This window comes from Pseudoalteromonas thalassia (genome assembly GCF_049257215.1).
GTDB classification, from domain to species: domain Bacteria; phylum Pseudomonadota; class Gammaproteobacteria; order Enterobacterales; family Alteromonadaceae; genus Pseudoalteromonas; species Pseudoalteromonas lipolytica_C.
Window position 1 is genome coordinate 448,659 of record NZ_JBMMUE010000002.1, and the last position, 17,670, is coordinate 466,328.

Annotated in this window: 12 protein-coding genes; 2 read left to right on the forward strand and 10 right to left on the reverse strand. The window is 42.4% G+C overall.

Features of this window, described 5'->3' with window-relative positions; translation table 11 throughout:
- The first annotated feature begins 3 nt into the window (after positions 1-3).
- Complete coding sequence (locus AAEU31_RS04415; RefSeq protein ID WP_421966570.1) at positions 4-2,151, forward strand: TonB-dependent siderophore receptor; 2,148 nt, start codon at positions 4-6, stop codon at positions 2,149-2,151.
- Between the two features lie 123 nt (positions 2,152-2,274).
- Entirely contained in the window at positions 2,275-3,057 is a 783-nt protein-coding gene (gene fhuF, locus AAEU31_RS04420) for a siderophore-iron reductase FhuF (protein WP_421966571.1), read from the forward strand.
- Positions 3,058-3,127: 70 nt separating this feature from the next.
- On the opposite strand, the gene asd is transcribed toward fhuF, so the two are convergent.
- The 10 genes from asd to AAEU31_RS04470 form a co-directional block, all read right to left on the reverse strand.
- Entirely contained in the window at positions 3,128-4,264 is a 1,137-nt protein-coding gene (asd, locus tag AAEU31_RS04425) for an aspartate-semialdehyde dehydrogenase (RefSeq protein WP_421966572.1), read from the reverse strand.
- Positions 4,265-4,386: 122 nt separating this feature from the next.
- Positions 4,387-5,283: a lipid kinase YegS gene (gene yegS, locus AAEU31_RS04430; protein ID WP_421966573.1), complete on the reverse strand. Its 897-nt coding sequence runs from the start codon at positions 5,281-5,283 to the stop codon at positions 4,387-4,389.
- Positions 5,284-5,421: 138 nt separating this feature from the next.
- Complete coding sequence (locus AAEU31_RS04435) at positions 5,422-8,112, reverse strand: TonB-dependent receptor plug domain-containing protein (RefSeq protein ID WP_036971859.1); 2,691 nt, start codon at positions 8,110-8,112, stop codon at positions 5,422-5,424.
- Positions 8,113-8,178: 66 nt separating this feature from the next.
- A complete protein-coding gene (locus AAEU31_RS04440) occupies positions 8,179-12,279 on the reverse strand; it encodes a beta-helix domain-containing protein (protein ID WP_421966574.1) in 4,101 nt (1,366 codons plus the stop codon).
- Between the two features lie 290 nt (positions 12,280-12,569).
- Positions 12,570-13,877, reverse strand: coding sequence for a tetratricopeptide repeat protein (locus tag AAEU31_RS04445; RefSeq protein ID WP_421966575.1), 1,308 nt, complete (start codon positions 13,875-13,877; stop codon positions 12,570-12,572).
- Between the two features lie 17 nt (positions 13,878-13,894).
- Entirely contained in the window at positions 13,895-14,500 is a 606-nt protein-coding gene (locus AAEU31_RS04450) for an energy transducer TonB (protein ID WP_065979085.1), read from the reverse strand.
- Between the two features lie 12 nt (positions 14,501-14,512).
- Positions 14,513-14,926 (reverse strand): ExbD/TolR family protein, encoded by a 414-nt coding sequence (locus AAEU31_RS04455; protein WP_036971869.1) that lies wholly within the window; start codon positions 14,924-14,926, stop codon positions 14,513-14,515.
- Between the two features lie 45 nt (positions 14,927-14,971).
- Positions 14,972-15,499, reverse strand: a complete 528-nt coding sequence (locus tag AAEU31_RS04460) for a MotA/TolQ/ExbB proton channel family protein (RefSeq protein WP_054552070.1) — start codon at positions 15,497-15,499, stop codon at positions 14,972-14,974.
- Positions 15,500-15,502: 3 nt separating this feature from the next.
- Positions 15,503-16,870, reverse strand: a complete 1,368-nt coding sequence (locus AAEU31_RS04465; RefSeq protein ID WP_135926456.1) for a MotA/TolQ/ExbB proton channel family protein — start codon at positions 16,868-16,870, stop codon at positions 15,503-15,505.
- 10 nt (positions 16,871-16,880) lie between these two features.
- The gene (locus AAEU31_RS04470) at positions 16,881-17,633 is read right to left on the reverse strand and encodes a DUF3450 domain-containing protein (RefSeq protein ID WP_421966576.1); all 753 of its coding nucleotides are present in this window, start codon (positions 17,631-17,633) and stop codon (positions 16,881-16,883) included.
- Between the last annotated feature and the right edge of the window lie 37 nt (positions 17,634-17,670).

The window sequence follows — 17,670 nt, forward strand, 5'->3', positions numbered from 1 at the left end:
AAAATGAAAAAAACTAACTACTTTAAACTCACGCCTGTCGCACTTTCTTGTTTAGCGATATTTAGCCACTCTTTACAGGCTGAGCAAAAAAAGCATCACGATATGGAAGTACTCACAGTCGTTGGTGAACAAAGCAATGCTCAAGGCTATAAAGTTGAGCAAATGAGTACCGCAACGGGTTTAGAATTATCATTTCTAGAAACACCACAATCAACCACGGTCGTGACAGAGCAAGCGATAAAAGATCAACAACTAAACTCAGTTATTGAAGTGATGAACAGCGTAACAGGGATTAATACCCGCCCTTCTGACAACGACCGCTACTCAATCAGTGCCCGCGGTATTGGCGTAAGCAGCATTTTGTATGACGGCGTGGCAACAACCTACGATACACGCTTTAACTATGGTGACAACTTAATGGATAGCGCAATTTATCAGCGCATAGAAGTTGTTCGTGGTGCAACAGGTTTGATGCTCGGGGCGGGTAGCCCATCGGCTGCGATTAATTTAGTTCGTAAGCGTCCGACAGAAGCGTTTCAAGCAAGCGTAAGCCTAAGTACAGGTTCATGGCAACAGTTACGCGGTATTGTTGATTTATCGGGAGGCTTAAATCAAGACGCAAGTGTTCGAGGTCGAGTCGTCGTAGCGTATCAAGATCGTGAAAGTTATCAGCATCGTTACGAGCAGCAACGACAAACCCTTTACGGTATTATCGAAGCAGATATAGGTCGTAATACATTGCTGACGTTAGGTGCTGACTATCAAGACACCAAACCTGAAGGCTCTATGTCTGGCGGATTACCGTTATTCGACAACCAAGGCAATAGAACTAACTACAGCCACCATACGTCAACAGCCCCACGCTGGGCGTCATCCAAAACCAAAGCATTGAATAGCTTTGCCACGATTGAACATAACTTTAGTGATGACTGGCAACTCAAAGCAAGTTACATCTATGGTGATAACGATTTAGAATATGATGTGTTATGGGCTACAGGTCACCCAGACCCAATAACCAACGAAGGGATGATACCTGGCTCACTGGCATTTATTGATGGTAATCGAACCCAACATACATTCGACTTAAAATTAACGGGCCGCTTTACCCTCTTTGATCGCTCACAACAAATTCTAATTGGTGCAAATCAACAGAAGCAAGAGTTTGCCAATCCATATTATGGCTCTTTAGATGAGGCTCCACCTTTAGGTGACTTTAGAGATAAAGATTTTACATATCCGACCCCTACATGGAGCGATGAAGTTCTGTATGGTTCATGGGGGGAAACAAAGCAACAAGCAATATACCTTGCCTCTGATATTGCGTTAACCGACGCACTTTCAATGGTAATAGGTGGGCGTATTGATAATTGGGAAACTGACCAAGACAATTTTGGCACCGTTCATGATTACGAAGTTGATAATGAATTTACCAGCTATGTCGGCGCCACCTATGCTATTGGGAAAAATGTATCACTGTATGCCAACTACACAGATATTTTTACACCACAAAGTAGAGTGCAAGCTGATGGCAGTTACCTCGATCCTGTTAAAGGAAAGAACTATGAAGCAGGTATAAAAGCCAGCTTATTTGAAGAAGCGTTAGACACCTCACTTTCGGTGTTTGAGATCCGTCAAGATAACGTTGGTGAAGCAACGGGAGAAACCTTACCAGGAACAACAGTTCCTATATACCGCGGTATTGATGGCACTAAAACACAAGGATTCGAATTTGAAGCCAATGGTTCAATCAATGAACAATGGAACGTCTATTTTGGTTATAGTCAATTTGAAACAGAAGACCCTAATGGTGAAAAAGTAACGACCACCAGCCCAAAACATCAAGTAAAGCTCTTTACTACCTATGAATTGGATAACTGGGTAAATGGCTTACAACTGGGTGCTGGTGTTAATTGGCAAAGTGAGATCCGCAGAGATGTCACTAAGCCAGATAGAAGCTCAGTGGAGGTTAGCCAGCAAAGTTATGGGCTTGTTCGATTAATGGCAAGATACAATGTAAACGATCAACTAACATTGCGCGCTAATTTAGACAACGCATTCGATAAACGTTATTACAGCCAATTAGGCTTTTATAACCAGTTTCAATATGGCGCACCACGAAACTTTAGCATCACTGCTCAATATAGTTTCTAAGTAACTCGACATTATTGCGAATTGCTATTATGCCGCCTCTGTATGAGGCGGCATAATATACACTTTAAAGACGCAATTTTATGAAGAAACTTCCACCCCAGCACAATAAAAGTACAAATATACATGGCGTTACACGATACCACTGAGCTAAACTCTTTACTGGAGCGACAAGCTCCATTTTATAGTCAGCATTTTAAAATTATTGAGCCACATCAACCTCTCCCCGAAAACTGCCAACCATTATCACAACGATTAAATAAACCACATTATACCAAAGCGCTTATGACTTTTTCTAAGAGCTATCAACAACAGCAAGAAGCAATCGATCTTAGCGCTTTACATTCTATGTGGAGCCAATGGTTTTTCGGCTTTTTACTTCCACCACTATTAGAATACGCATTAAAAAGCCAGACGAGTGTATTACATGCTGCAATGAACCTTAAAAACTGGCATTGGACTTATCATCAAACGGGGCGAGTAAAATGTTTCTATTTAGTGCTTAAAGAAGATCAAATTCAAAGACCGACTGAGTTAGCTATCACATTGCTAGAGCGGTTACTTGTTAAGCTGATAAATCCTATTATAAAACAACTAAGTACCCTGTCGCCGGTGTCAGAAAAGTTATTTTATAGTCATGTTGCGTACTGTTTTTATTGGTATTTATCAGAAATGTCGTTAGCTCAGGAATTTAAACTTAATTTACTAAACCAGTTATTTAGTAAAGACACATTATTACTCGCTAAAGGCGCTACTTTGCCACACCCCTTATGGCGTAAAATTAGACTTAAAAATAGTGACTACCCGCGTATTATGTGTTGTTTACGGCATAAATTACCTAACACACCAATGTGTACTATTTGCCCATTGAACAAAAATAAACACAAGGTCTGTAAAACTGCGATATGAAGGCTCTGTAAAAGAGCCTCTATAGAATAGAATGTTTGAGCAAGGCTTTAATGCTCAAGCATAGCCTTATTTAGCCATCAACAATTATGCGTAACATACGACGAAGAGGTTCAGCAGCACCCCATAACAATTGATCACCAACCGTAAACGCACTGATATATTCAGGGCCCATCGCTAATTTACGAATACGACCTACCGGAATAGACAAGGTGCCGGTTACTTTTACAGGTGTTAAGTCTGTTGCAGTAATGTCACGATCATTCGGGATCACTTTCACCCACTCGTTGTGAGAGGCAAGGATCTCTTCAATTTTCTCAACACTAATATCTTTGCGTAGCTTAATTGTCATTGCTTGCGAATGACAACGCATTGCACCAATGCGCACACATAAACCATCAACAGGGATAGGCTGCTGGCTGCTACCTAAAATTTTGTTCGCTTCTACCTGCGCTTTCCACTCTTCTTTACTCTGACCGCTTGGCATTGGTACATCAATCCAAGGGATAAGGCTACCGGCTAAAGGCACACCAAACTGATCTTGTGGTAAATCGCTTGAGGCAATTTTTTCGGTAACTAATTTATCAATTTCAAGAATCGCAGCATTAGGATCAGCAAGTTTGTCTGCCACTGTTTCGTGAATTGCACCCATTTGCGCAATTAACTCTTTCATGTTGCGTGCACCAGCACCTGAAGCGGCTTGATATGTCATTGGGCTAACCCACTCAATCAAGTCTTGTTCAAATAAACCGCCTAGCGCTAGCAGCATTAATGATACAGTACAGTTACCACCCACATAGGTTTTAACACCTTGCTCTAGGCCTTGATCAATCACGTCTTTATTGACTGGATCAAGAACAATAATGCTATCGTCACTCATACGCAGTGCCGATGCTGCGTCAATCCAATAACCTTGCCAACCTGATTCGCGTAATTGCGGGTAAACGGCTTTGGTATAGTCACCGCCTTGGCAAGTGACAATAATGTCCATCTTCGCAAGCTCAGCGATATCATTAGCATCTAAAAGCGGTTTAGCAGGACCCGCAAGATCAGGGCCTAATTGACCGGTTTGTGAGGTGGTGAAAAAAGTGGTGTCGATTTTAGAAAAATCATTTTCTTGTTGCATACGTTCTAATAACACAGAGCCAACCATGCCCCGCCACCCGACTAATCCTACTTTTTTCATTGTTTGTTCCACTGTTTGATTCATTCCAATTACCTAAACTGTTAAAAATTAAAGTCCATTGCGTGAGAGTTTAATTTTTACAGGGATAATCTAGCATTGCGGCCAAAGCAAAACCAGCGCAAACCGAGTAACATCAAAATTTTTCATCATCGTATTAGCGGACAAGCATCTGGTAGCACCATGTTTAGCGCACCAGCATGCACTTCAAAACGTTGTTGTTTTGAAGTGATTGGCTCGCCATCTAAGTTTATTGGCATTTCTGTTTGTGTTTGCCATTCAAGCCATGGCACTTGAAAACGTTTTACCCATTGCTGTGATGAATTAGGGTAGTTGCTTAGCTCTTCGATAACCGCTGGTACATCTGAAATTGCAAATGATGTAAACGCCACTAAATCAACCAAGCCATCGTTTATGTATGCATGTGGTGAAAGTTGCTGACCACCACCTGCTTGGCGGCCGTTACACACGGCAGCAGCAATAATATCGCCCGAAGTTCGTTCACCATCAGGGAGGGTAAGCTCGCCACTGTAAGGTACAAAACTCAGCGCTTGAACAAGCCCTGCCAAGGTATATGCGCCACCACCGAGTAAGTTTTTCAGTGCAGGTGGTGTGGTTGCAGTAATTTTTGCCCCAAAGCCCGCACTGGCTACGTTTACAAAATAACGCTTATCAACCTCAACTGTATCAATTGCATACGGCTGACCATGTGCTGCAAGTTCAAGTGCTGGCAAGTATCCGTCAGGAATGTTAGCGGCTGTGGCAAAATCATTTGCCGTGCCCATAGGTAAAATAGCAAGCTCTAAACGCTGTGATTTTTCCATTTTCATTAATGCATTAACGGCTTCATTAACAGTGCCATCGCCACCAGCCACAACAACACGTTTCACGCCTTCGTCAGCGGCCTCATTAATAAAGCGCTCAATGTCACCCCCTTCATAGGTAACACGCACAGCAAGAGACTGACTGGCTCGAAATTGACTAATTGCTTCACGAAGCTGCTCATCAGCCGCTTTTTTGCCATTTAAAATTAATCGTAAGTCCATTTTTAATCCCTGTTTTAACACTTAGAACTACCATAACACGCAATGGTTTATAGACACTACAGAAACAAAAAAGCCCTGCTATTGCAGGGCTAAATCAACGTTAGGATTTATTATTGTATCCTTCCTTGGGGAGTTTAATTAAAACTCGTAGCTGAAGCCTAAGCTAAACTTAGTGCCTTCTTCTTTCTTCCAAAGTGATAAACCTTCTTGCTCAATTTCTTTATCTTGGCCAAGGATGTTTTCAATTTTGAACTTCACTTTTGTGTTAAAGTTCGGGAAGTAAGAATAAACTAAATCAAGCGAATGGAATGGCTTCTCTTCTGCATCTTCATTACCGCGAGTACCCGGTACAATAATACGCGGACCAAACACGTTATATACAAGCGATGTCGAGTGGAAACCATCAGCAGAGTCATAACCCATCTGTAAGTTTGCTACCCACTCAGAGTGACCCACTAAACGGCGCTCATCGTTAGTAACAATGTTAGACACGGTATCGGCATCAAGTGCATCTTTTAATTGCTGCTCAAACAACGAATCAACGCCGTCAGAATCATCAATACCTAGTTTCACACTTGAGTCAGATAGCGTAACGTTACCCGACAAGAACACACTCGACCAATCGGCACTGATAAAACTAAAATCAGTCAAGAAATCAACTTCAATACCCGTTAACTCACCCGATTCAGCGTTTGCAGTTAATAGCTGTGGCGCAGCACCACCTACACCTGCAAGCTCTACCATTTCGATAGGGTTTGTAATGTCTTTGTAGAACAATGCAACTGATAAGTTATTGCCCGATGCCATATACCATTCAAAACGGAAATCAGCATTTTTAAGTTTTGAGCTTTGTAATGTCGGTGAACCACGAACTAGAAATTCAGTTAACGGATCAACGAAGAACGTTGAGCTTACATCACGCATATCTGGACGAATGGTTGTTTCGCTTAAATTTAAACGAAATTGCATTTCTTCATCCATAATATAAGTCACAGCTAAAGATGGATAGAAATCATCTTCTTTAATTGCTACTTCAGCTAGCTCTTCTGTTGTCGCATCAAATAAATTACTGTGAGCCTTAAATGGAACCGATACTTGGGCAAAATCTTCCCAGCGAACACCACCAGTAATACGCCAAGTATTATTGATGAAATAATCAGCCATAAAGTAATAAGCATCTAACTTATGCGCCGCACTGTATTTATCACCGTCTGTTGTTCTGTCATCAAAAATGCCAGAACCGGTTGAACTTGCGTAAAAAGCATCATTGTTGATGTTATCGTAAGCAAAAATTTCATCTAAACGTGAGCCATAGGTAAAATCATCAGCAATACCACGGTGCGTAATACCAAATGTCGTATTATTTGCAGTACGTGTTTTCTCTGAGAAATCGCCACCCACTTTTAGTTCAAGCTCATAGCCTTCACCATAAAATGGCATGCCCATGTTCCAACCCCAAGTATCAACTTCGTCATGAAGAACTTGGAATTCACGGGTTACGTTAGTAGCTGAAACATCTTGTAATTGCTCAGAAACAAACGAACCATCGTCGTAGTTACGTTGGAAAACAGCGTCTACACCACCTGGTGCATCACGATTTGCACGGCTTGTGCCGGCATACCAATCAACAAACAAGTTGTTAAAGTCGATAAAGTTGTGTGTGCCTTTTAATTGGCTAGAGAACATTTCACGCTCTTCGTACACAACATCAACGCGACGAAGGTCACGAACACCTTCTTCAGTTTCGTTGGCATCATAGAAATTACGATTACGAACACGGTCACGCATGTCATGCAGTGCAATGTTTGTCATCTCAATTTTATGGTTTGAATTAAACTCATAACCAATATTGAATGTACCACTCCAACGCACATTTTGTTCCGTTGATGTGCCATCGTAATACTGAGCAAAACACTTGTCTTCACAACCTAAGCTGCCAAGGTTAGTACCACTTTTTTCTTGTGCTACTTCCCACTCATTTTCGTACGAAACAGCGGCAAGTACACCAAACGTACCCATTTCACTTTCAAAGCGGTCGCCTAGCGACACTGAAAAGCTCATTTCAGGATCAACGTCTTTTTCTGTTGCCGAAATATTCCAATCAAGTGACGACATCAATGCTTGGCGCTCAGCCAATGTTGTATTGATATCACCTTCTAGGCCAGTGCCATAAAAGGCATTAATTATTTCAGTAGGTAACGCACGAGTACCATCATCACGGCCCATCCAGTCATCATCGCCACCTTCATAAAAGTAGCCTGTATCACTGTTATTGGTGTTGTAAGAAGTACCAATGTCGACTTTAAACAAAAAATCAGTCGGGATTGATTTTGTTCTAATATTTACGTTACCACCACCAAAATGCGCAGGCATATCGGGTGAAAACGATTTTTGAACGCTTAAACTTTCAATAATATCCGATGGGAATAAGTCAAGCGGTACAACTGAGCGAGTTGGATCTGGACTTGGCACATACATACTATTGAGCTGAGTACTCGAATATCGCTCACCTAAACCACGAACATAAATGAACTTGCCATCAACCAGTGTCAAACCTGTTACACGACGAAGTGCCGATGCAGCATCGCCATCACCAGTACGAGAGATTTGCTCTGCACCCATGATATCAGCAACAAACGCTTGATTTTGACGCTCTTGAAGAACCGCGCCAGCACTCCCTTTTAAACGCTGTCCTACAGCAACCACTTCTTCAATTTCTTGTGCTTCATCCGCTGCGTAGGCAGTATTCATCGATAAGCCAACTAATGCTGCAAGCACTGCATGATTTATCTTTGAACGCACAAGTTTAGAGGGGGTAAAAGATTTCATTATTATACTCCGAAAACAAAACTAGAAGCTGGCCGGGGTATTCCCCCGACCATGGATTAGAAGGGCTTAGTTAAGACCTACTTTTACCCAACCTGCTGTCCAGTCTGTTTGCGCGTCCATTGCACCGATGTAATCTACTTTATCGAAGAAGCTATTTAGGCTTGAAGAATCGAAACCACTACCAAGTAGTGCTGATTCTGCACTTGGTTGATAACCGTTGTCGCTAAGACCTAACATAGCTGCGTCCATGATAGAGTTACCTTCTTGGCCTTCGAACCAAGATTGAACATTACCCGTACCAATTGCTTGGCTTGAGAAGTTATTATCTGCTGTACATGCAACTACTGAGTGGCTGATAGTAAGTGAACCATCTTCAGCGCGAGGAGCTGAATCCGCACCCACTCGTAAGCAGTTTTTATAACCTTCACCACCTGTTACTACCACGTTTTTCAGCATACCCGCAGTACCTGCACGTAAACGGATACCGTTTACACCATCTGCACCGATGATAGTTACGTTAGAGATAGTAGGTGTAGTTAAAGGTGATGCATTTGAGTCAAACTCTGAGTTATCAGCTTCAATTGCATTATCACCTTCTGAAGAAGATTGCTTGATCAATACGTATTGTGCATTACCAGTCCAACCGAATGACCAATCTAGCGAGTCATCACCGATGTTTGTCAGTACTAAGTGGCTGATGCTTGCAGTACCACCGAAGAACTCAACACCGTCATCCAGGTTTTCGTGAACGTGGATATAATCAAGTTCAGTTTGGCTACCAACACCTGCAAGTGAAATACCGTTAAGCTCATCACCGTTACCAAGTGTTTTACCTGCTTGTTTTACAACAACATACTTAAGTGTACCTGAGTTATCTTCTGGTTGGTTACCACCGAATTGACCAGCATCACCTTCTGCAGCAACACCACAGTTTGCAAGTTCATCAGCTGTTGTTTCACCCACTTGGTCACCACAAGAGTTAGCTGGTGCGTTACCAAGAAGTACCACACCACCCCATTGACCAATGCCCGTTTCAGCACCTGTCATATCTTGGATTGATGTCATCACGATTGGTTGAGTTGCGGTACCTACCGCTTCAATCTTAGAATCACGACGAACAACTAAGAAGTCGTCACCGCTTTCACCGATTAGCGTTGTACCAAATTGAACATAAAGAGTAGCACTATCAGTGCGGTCACCACCCACTGCTGTACGACCTTTAAGGATCCAGTGAGCATCGTTAGTTAGAGTTACGTCAGATGTGAAAACTACATCTTGTGCTAACTGATAAACGGGCTTATCGGTAATTTGTGGGAAGCTTGCTGAAACATCAGTCGCTAGACCTTGTTCCATTGCGTTTGTGATATCTGTAGGGAAGCTAGGGTTAACAGCAACTGTCCAACCTTCCATCCAGTTATTGTCACCGTCAAATGCACCAATGTAGCTTGTTTTAGTGAAGAATGGGTCAAGCTCTGACGCATCAACACCTGCACCTAATAGCGGCGAGCTAGATTTAGGTGTGAAACCATCTGTAGCAAGGTTTAGTGTCGCTGCAGTAAGTGTTTGGTTACCAGTTTGACCTTCGAACCAAGATTGAACATTACCAGAACCAATTGCTTCAGTACCGAAGTTATTCTCTGCACTACATGCTACCACTGAGTTTTCGATAGAAAGCTCACCAGACTCAGCATTTGCAACAGAGTCAGAACCTACACGTAGACAGTTTTTGTAACCTTCTGGGCCTGTGATAACCATGTTACGGATAACACCCGCTGTACCTGCGCGAAGACGAACACCGTTTTTACCGTCAGCACCAACAATCGTTACGTTTGAAAGTAATGGCTTAGTTAATGGTGTAGCGTTTGAATCGAATTCAGAGTTATCAGCTTCGATTGCATTGTCACCTTCAACTGATGATTGTTGGATATATACGTTTTGTGCACGACCTGTCCAACCAAATGACCAGTCAAACGCGTCATCACCAATATCAGTTAGTACAACGTTACGAACGTTTACAGTACCACCGAAGAACTCGATACCATCGTCAAGGTTTTGGTGAACTTGGATGTATTCAACTTTTGTTTTAGAACCAACACCCGCGAATGAAATACCATTTAGCTCATCGCCGTTACCTAATGTTTTACCTGCGTGTTTAACAACAACATAACGAACAACACCTGAGTTGTCTTCTGCATCGTCACCACCAAATTGACCTGCATCACCTTCAGCTGCAACACCACAGTTTGCAAGCTCCTCCGCTGTTGTTTCACCTTGTTGGTCACCACATGAGTTAGCCGGTGCATTACCAAGTAATACTAAACCACCCCATTGACCGATGCCTGTTTCTGCACCTGTCATATCTTGGATAGATGTCATAGTAATTGGTGCTGTTGCATTACCATTAGCATTGATTTGTGAACCACGACGAACAACTAAGAAGTCATCACCTGTTTCACCGATTAATGTAGTACCTGCTTGAACATATAATGTTGCGCTATCGGTACGGTCACCACCCACTGCTGTACGACCGTTTAAGATCCAGTGAGCGTCATTTGTTAATGTTACATCTGATGTGAAGGTTGTATCTTCAGCTAAACGATAAACAGGCTTGTCAGTGATTTGTGGGAATTCAGATGAAACGTCTGTCGCAAGACCTTGCGCCATTGCATTTTCGATATCAGTTGGGAAGCCACCATTGATAGCAACAGTCCAACCTTCCATCCAGTTGTTTGTTGCGCTAAATGCACCGATTTGACCATTTGCTAATAATGGTGAACCAGCTAAAGGCATATAACCATTATCATCTAGCATTAAATCAGCCGGTGTTAGAGTTTGGTTACCATCTTGGCCTTCAAACCATGCTTTTACAGTACCACCATTAATTGTTTCACTACCGAAGTTATTCGCAGGTGTTTGACAAGCAACAATAGAGTTTGTGATAGTCAGTGAACCATCTTCAGCGCGAGGAACTGAATCAGAACCAACACGTAAACAGTTTTCATACGTTGCAGGGCCTGTAATGAAAACGTTTTTCAGCATACCTGCAGTACCTGCACGTAGACGAATACCATTGTTACCTTCAGCACCCACGATTGTTACGTTTTCAATTGTAGGGTTAGTCAGTGGTGTAGCGTCTGAATCAAACTCTGAGTTATCCGCTTCAATCGCGTTGTCACCTAAGTTCGCAGCTTGTTGAATGTATACGTTTTTCGCAGTACCAGTCCAACCAAATGACCAATCTAGTGAGTCATCACCAATGCTTGTAAGTACCACGTTGCTTACGTTTACTGTACCACCAAAGAACTCAATACCATCATCTAAGTTTTCGTGTACTTGAATGTAATCAACAGTAGTTGCAGAACCAACACCTGCAAATGAAATACCGTTTAATTCGTCACCATTACCCAGTGTTTTACCTGCATGTTTAACAACTAAGTATTTCAATGTACCTGAGTTATCATCTGCAACATTACCACCGAACTGGCCTGCATCACCTTCTGCTGCAACACCACAGTTTGCAAGTTCGTCTGCCGTTGCTTCGCCTTGTTGGTCACCACATGAGTTTGCTGGTGCATTACCAAGAAGAACTAAACCACCCCACTGACCGATAGACGTTTCAACATTAGTCACATCTTGAATCGAAGTCATTGTGATTGGCTGGCTTACAGTACCTACCGATTCGATTTGTGAACCACGACGAACAACTAAGAAGTCGTCACCCGATTCGCCAATTAATGTAGTACCTTGTTGGATGTAAAGAACAGCATTATCTGCACGATCGTTACCAACCGCTGTGCGACCATTTAAAATCCAGTGAGCGTCATTTGTTAACGTTACATCTGCAGTAAAAGTAGTATCTGCTTTCAAACGGTAAACTGGCTTATCAGTAATCGTTGGGAATTCTGAAGAAACATCTGTCGCTAAACCTTGTGTTAAGGCATTTTCGATGTCAGTTGGAAAACCTGTTGTCGCATTTTGAGAATCATCACGACCTGACTGATCGCCGCCGTTATCACCATTGTCACCACCGTTATCGATGATATTAGTGATGTTATCGCCTTCATTTACAGTGGTGTCGCCTTCTTTAACGACTAAATCACCACCACAACCAGCTAAAGAAACTGCAGCAGCTACCAGACTAACTTTAAATAAGTCAGATAATTTCATTGTTCACTCCGTTAAGATAGATATTTAATTATTGTGTTAGCGCATAAACTCAAGTCACCGAAAAGCACTGAAACTTAATGCTTTTGGGTCACTTGAGTTTTAAACTGCGACTACCTTACGGGAGCTGTATGACAAACTAGTTACACTTTAATAAACATAAAATGACAATATTAATTATTTAAAAAAGAGTAAGTTAGTTAATTTTAAGAACGGAAAAAAGCCGCCCGAAGGCAGCTTTGGTGTTGCGATTATAAATTAGTTCTTTTGTACGCTTACCTGTTGAATACGATTTAGAGTAAAGCGGTACGTAATGTTTCGGCGTGCACTTTTTCACGCTTCACATACTTGATCCATTGCTCAGCTAAACGTTGTGACTTTTTGTGCTTTTCAGCTTGCTCAAACGCTAAAATCGAGGCATCAAAGTTTTGTAAATTGTACTGCGCCATACCTAAGGCAACATACACATTTGATTCAAACTCTAAACCGCCTTTATCGAGAGCTTTACGCGCTGCATCCGCTGCTTCTTCGTATTTTTCAAGGTTGATACTCACCTCGGCAATACGCTGATCGTACTGGCCGTGTGTTACTAAATCAGCTGCTTTTGCAAAGTATTGCAGCGACTTTTCGTCTTCTTTAGCTTGCACCATTGCTTCTGCAACAAAGGCGTAGTTTTTTGCTGATTTTTCAGCCACACCATCTTGCATTGCTTTACTCATCACTTTCGCAGCTTTAAAAGCCAGGCCGTTGTATAAATACACTTGTGATAATTGACGTAAATCTGATTTAGATTTCATGAAGCCTTGTTGATAGGCCGCTTCTAAAATCGCTAGTTGTTTTTTCTCTGCGCCCGTTTCACCGTACATGCCACCTAACTGAACCCAGTACTCTGGCTTGTTATAAAGCTTCACTAAGCGTTCAAGTACCTCGACCACTTTGTCAGACTGATTAAGTGAGTAGTACATAGCACGCTGTAAGATTAACCAGTTTTCTTTTGGCATTTCACCTTTACTGTCGGCTTCTGCGATAGCAAGGTTAATGTTTTCAATGCCTTTTTGGTACTCTTTAAGCTGATAATAAGCTTGTGATTTCAATACGTAATAAGCATCTGTTTTAGGCTTGTCGTTAATGGCATCCCACTGTGCTAAATACTTGATTACCTTTTCGTAATCGCTATTAGCCATGGCAAGTTGCGCTAGGCTAAAGGTGGTGCTTACTCGTAATGTTTCTGGGATCGCGTCTTCGTTTACTACTTTTTCAAACGATGCAATTGCTTTATCTAAGTCGTTTTCGTTGTAATAAATAAAACCGTAGAAATTATGCATCATGGCAATTTCATACGAGTTCATGCTTGAAGAGCGCTCTTGGATACTATCAAGTGCTTCTAGCCCTGCTTTTGCATCTCCATCATCAGCCAGCTTTTGTGCTCGTGCTAATTGGCTATACACTTTTTCGCGCAGTGCAGGTACTCGTTTGGTTTTTTGCTCCTCAGCGTAAGCTGTTGCCAGTGTGACACCTGGTAACATGCTAACAACGCTTGGGATTACCAGGCTGCTTGTGAAAGCAGCCGCGCAAATCACGGCAACTTTTAAAGGTTTCATAATCGCATTCCTCTTTTCTAACCGTTAATCTGGAAAGAAATTTTGTTCTGTACGCCCGCTACTTCAACGGCTTCACCGTTAACAACGCGCGGTTTATATTTAAATTTAAGTGCTGCATCCATCGCAGCGCGGTCAAACAGTGACTCAGGTTCAGCTTTAATCACTTTTGGGTCACGTACTGTGCCTTGCTTAGTTACTGTAAACTCAACAATCACATAGCCTTCGATTCCACGTGATAAAGCTCGGCGCGGATAAACAGGCGCTACTTTTACAATCGGTAGGTATTCACCGTCGCTTGATTCAAGCGCTAAACCCCCGGATAAGTTAACGTCGGCTTCAACACTGGCACCAAAGTCAAAATTGGCATTGCTCGCGTTAGGATCACTGTTTTGCATTTGCGGTGATTCCATTGGCGGAGGTGGCTCTTTTGGCGTTGGTGGCTTTTGCGGTTTACGTTCTTTCTTTTGCACTGTCTCTTCTTTTTTCAGACGAACAAAATCAAGTACGTTTCCTTTTACGGGCTCAGACATGGCCCCCTCACCACCGGTGATCAGTGCCTGCATGCCTAAAAACAGCATGACAGTCACGATACCCGCGATGATTAATGCAACTATATAACGCATCGCTCACATTCCTTATGATGCTTCTTGCGCAGCAATCGACACATCAAATGCGCCTGCAGCACGCGATGCATCCATTACTTTGATAAGTACATCGGTTGTGGCTTTTTTATCAGCTTGAATAACCACGCTACCTTGTGGGTTTTCGGCTTTTAAGCGCTCGATATTTGCTTGTACTGCACGAACATCGACTTGGCGTTTGTTGATCCAAATTTCACCTTTGTCAGAAATAGCAACTAAGATGTTGGCACGCTCTTTTTTCACTGCCGTTGCCGCTTCAGGGCGGTTTACATCAATACCGGCTTCTTTTACGAATGATGCTGTTACGATAAAGAAGATAAGCATGATGAAAACAACGTCTAGCATTGGCGTCATGTTGATTTCTTCTGCGTCGTCTTCTTGAAATAAATTACCTAGTGGCGCTCTCATTGTTAGTCTCCTAGTGGGTGATGCTTACATCACCCTAAAATTCGTTTAGTGGTCTAAGACCATGTTGTCTTCAAGTAATTGCACTTCGCGTTTTGCACGACGTTGTAAGAACGTTGATGCGAAAACCCCTGAAAGTGCACCCACCATACCGGCCATTGTTGGGATAGTGGCTTTAGACACCCCTGACGCCATCGAACGAGCACTGCCTGTGCCTGTGATTGCCATTACATCAAATACTTCGATCATGCCGGTTACGGTACCTAACAGACCTAAAAGTGGACATAACGCAACCATTACGTTGATTAGCGCAAGGTTATTATTTAGTTGCATGCCAGCGCGTGAAATCATCGCTTGGCGAATTTGCTCTGCGTTCCAGCTGTTACGCTCTGCTCTATTGCTCCAAGTGCTTTTTACGTCTTTCTTGTAGCGTTTAAAGCCACCAAAGAAGTACATAAAACGCTCAAGTATCAATAACCACATCGCGAAGATGAGGACCCCGATGACCAAGAGAACTTGGCCACCTGTGTCGAGGAAATCACGTAGAGCATTGATTGCATCAATCAATAGCACCATGATTTATGCTCCTTTCTCGCTTCGCTCTGCGATGATACCTGCGCTTTGCTCTTGTAAAATCAACAGCATGTTTTTAGAACGCGTGTTAAGAAGTGTGTATAAGAATACTGTTGGGATAGCCACAACCAGACCAAGTACCGTTGTTACAAGTGCCTGAGAAATACCACCCGCCATTAGTTTAGGGTCACCTGTACCGAACAAGGTAATTGCTTGGAAGGTGTTAATCATACCGGTTACCGTACCTAGTAGACCAAGTAATGGTGCTACTACAGAGATAATCTTAATTAGCGTCAGGTTACGAGTAATTTTTGGCATTTCACGAATGATTGCTTCGCTTAATTTAAGCTCAAGTGTGTCGTACGCTACATCTGGGTACTGATCTTTCACTTTCATTACACGACCAAGTGGGTTGTCATCACGTGCCACTGTGTCTTTAAGCTGACGACGGATTTTGCTACCCATAATCATCAGAGATACAAAACGCTCAAGTGCAATTAGTAAAGCGATTAAGCCAACACCTAAAATGATGTAACCAACTGTACCACCTTGGTGAACTTGCTCTTCAGTATCTGGTGCTTGTACTAAAAGACCTAAGATTGAACCACCTGTTGGGTCAAGTGCGAACGGTACAACGCCTGATTTTGCTTGTTGTAAGTCAGCTGCAGTTGCTGTGTAACGGCTGCTTGGCTGACGCGTAAGCTGGCTGATTGTATTTGTAGCCGGTGTGTACTCTAGGTACTTACCATCTGCGATTAAGTTAAATGCACCAACACGTACCACTTCTTTTTGTGCTTTGCTGCCACCTTCAACGATAACATCAGTTGTAAAGCGAGATACTTTACCTTGTTCAGTCATTTCGCGTTGTAATTCAAACCATACTTTTTCGATATCATCGATTGAAGCAAGCTTTGACGTTGAACCCATTTTTTGTGCTAGCTCATCCATGAAGTTACTGCGTCCAGGAAGCTCAGCAGAAACAACTGACGTCATGAATTTATTGCTTGAATCGCCTGCTACTTGTTGTAACACACCGAATAGCTCTTTAAGTGAACCCATACGGTTTGAAAGCGTGTCTGTTAAGTTAGCTAGCTTTACTTCGTTTTCTTCAAACTGAGTTTCTAAACGCTCAGACTCGTTAAGCATTGCAGTACGTTTTGCTTGTGTATCTTTAAGCATTTGTACTTGTTCGTTTTGACGCGCCATGAACTCTTGTTCACGTTGCTTATTCTCAGCGCTTTGTTGTGCTTTCCCTTGCTCTAATGTTTTTAGTAATGAGTCTAAATCCATTGGCTCAGCCGCTAGGCTGCTACCAGCAAAACCAAGGCCAGCTGCAAACACGGCCATTTTTGTCATTTTCGTTAATAATTTCATCTCAAACCTCTTATTCAGCAGCGTGGACTGGCAGTGTTAACATATCTGGGGCAAGTTGCTTACGTGCAATGCGTAAACCTTTGTTGATTTGGCTGATTGCAGAATCTGGTAATTCAACAAACGATTTTGTTTCTTTATCCCAGCTACCTGCTTTTTTGCCATCGCGTGTTAAATAAATAAGTTCTAAACGACCGATGCGTAAGAAATCAACTTCGCGCTCTTGGCCATCAACATTAAGTAATGCTGTGTAAGCTTCGATAGTGCGACCGTAATCAACTTCTACTTGGTAAGCTTCAAGTAAGCGGCGGAATTTTTCACTTGAAGTGATGTCTGCGCGGTCCATCATTTCTTTTAATGATGCAATACGCTTGCTACGCTCTTCATTTAAGAAAGGTACGTCTAGTGCAACAAATTGCTCAAGACCTGTGATCATACGCATCATTAACGGCGTGATTTGACGCTCGATAACCGATACCTGATCCATTGACTCGTTTAACGCGTCCATTTCAGCAATTTGGTTGTTTAATTGCTTAGTAAGTTGCGCGTTATAAACAGTTAAGCCGTCAATTTCTTTATTAAGGGCTTTGAATTGTTGTAAACGACCTTGCATTGAATCGGCAATCTTGTCGATTTTAGTTTGTGATTGCGCTGCAGATTTATTTATCTCGCTGCTTTTATCAATTACTTTATCTAGATCGTTTGCATGTACTGCTGCAGATGCCGCTACAATACCTGCTAAAATCAGTGGTTTAACGCCTTTCATCGCATACACCTTTACTCGTTAAGTTAGCTTAATTTGC

Excerpts from the sequence above, each read along its gene's own strand:
- AAEU31_RS04415 (WP_421966570.1), top strand. The coding sequence starts at position 4 with ATGAAAAAAACTAACTACTTTAAACTCACGCCTGTCGCACTTTCTTGT.
- fhuF (WP_421966571.1), top strand. The coding sequence starts at position 2,275 with ATGGCGTTACACGATACCACTGAGCTAAACTCTTTACTGGAGCGACAA.
- asd (WP_421966572.1), bottom strand. The coding sequence starts at position 4,264 with ATGAATCAAACAGTGGAACAAACAATGAAAAAAGTAGGATTAGTCGGG.
- yegS (WP_421966573.1), bottom strand. The coding sequence starts at position 5,283 with ATGGACTTACGATTAATTTTAAATGGCAAAAAAGCGGCTGATGAGCAG.
- AAEU31_RS04435 (WP_036971859.1), bottom strand. The coding sequence starts at position 8,112 with ATGAAATCTTTTACCCCCTCTAAACTTGTGCGTTCAAAGATAAATCAT.
- AAEU31_RS04440 (WP_421966574.1), bottom strand. The coding sequence starts at position 12,279 with ATGAAATTATCTGACTTATTTAAAGTTAGTCTGGTAGCTGCTGCAGTT.
- AAEU31_RS04445 (WP_421966575.1), bottom strand. The coding sequence starts at position 13,877 with ATGAAACCTTTAAAAGTTGCCGTGATTTGCGCGGCTGCTTTCACAAGC.
- AAEU31_RS04450 (WP_065979085.1), bottom strand. The coding sequence starts at position 14,500 with ATGCGTTATATAGTTGCATTAATCATCGCGGGTATCGTGACTGTCATG.
- AAEU31_RS04455 (WP_036971869.1), bottom strand. The coding sequence starts at position 14,926 with ATGAGAGCGCCACTAGGTAATTTATTTCAAGAAGACGACGCAGAAGAA.
- AAEU31_RS04460 (WP_054552070.1), bottom strand. The coding sequence starts at position 15,499 with ATGGTGCTATTGATTGATGCAATCAATGCTCTACGTGATTTCCTCGAC.
- AAEU31_RS04465 (WP_135926456.1), bottom strand. The coding sequence starts at position 16,870 with ATGAAATTATTAACGAAAATGACAAAAATGGCCGTGTTTGCAGCTGGC.
- AAEU31_RS04470 (WP_421966576.1), bottom strand. The coding sequence starts at position 17,633 with ATGAAAGGCGTTAAACCACTGATTTTAGCAGGTATTGTAGCGGCATCT.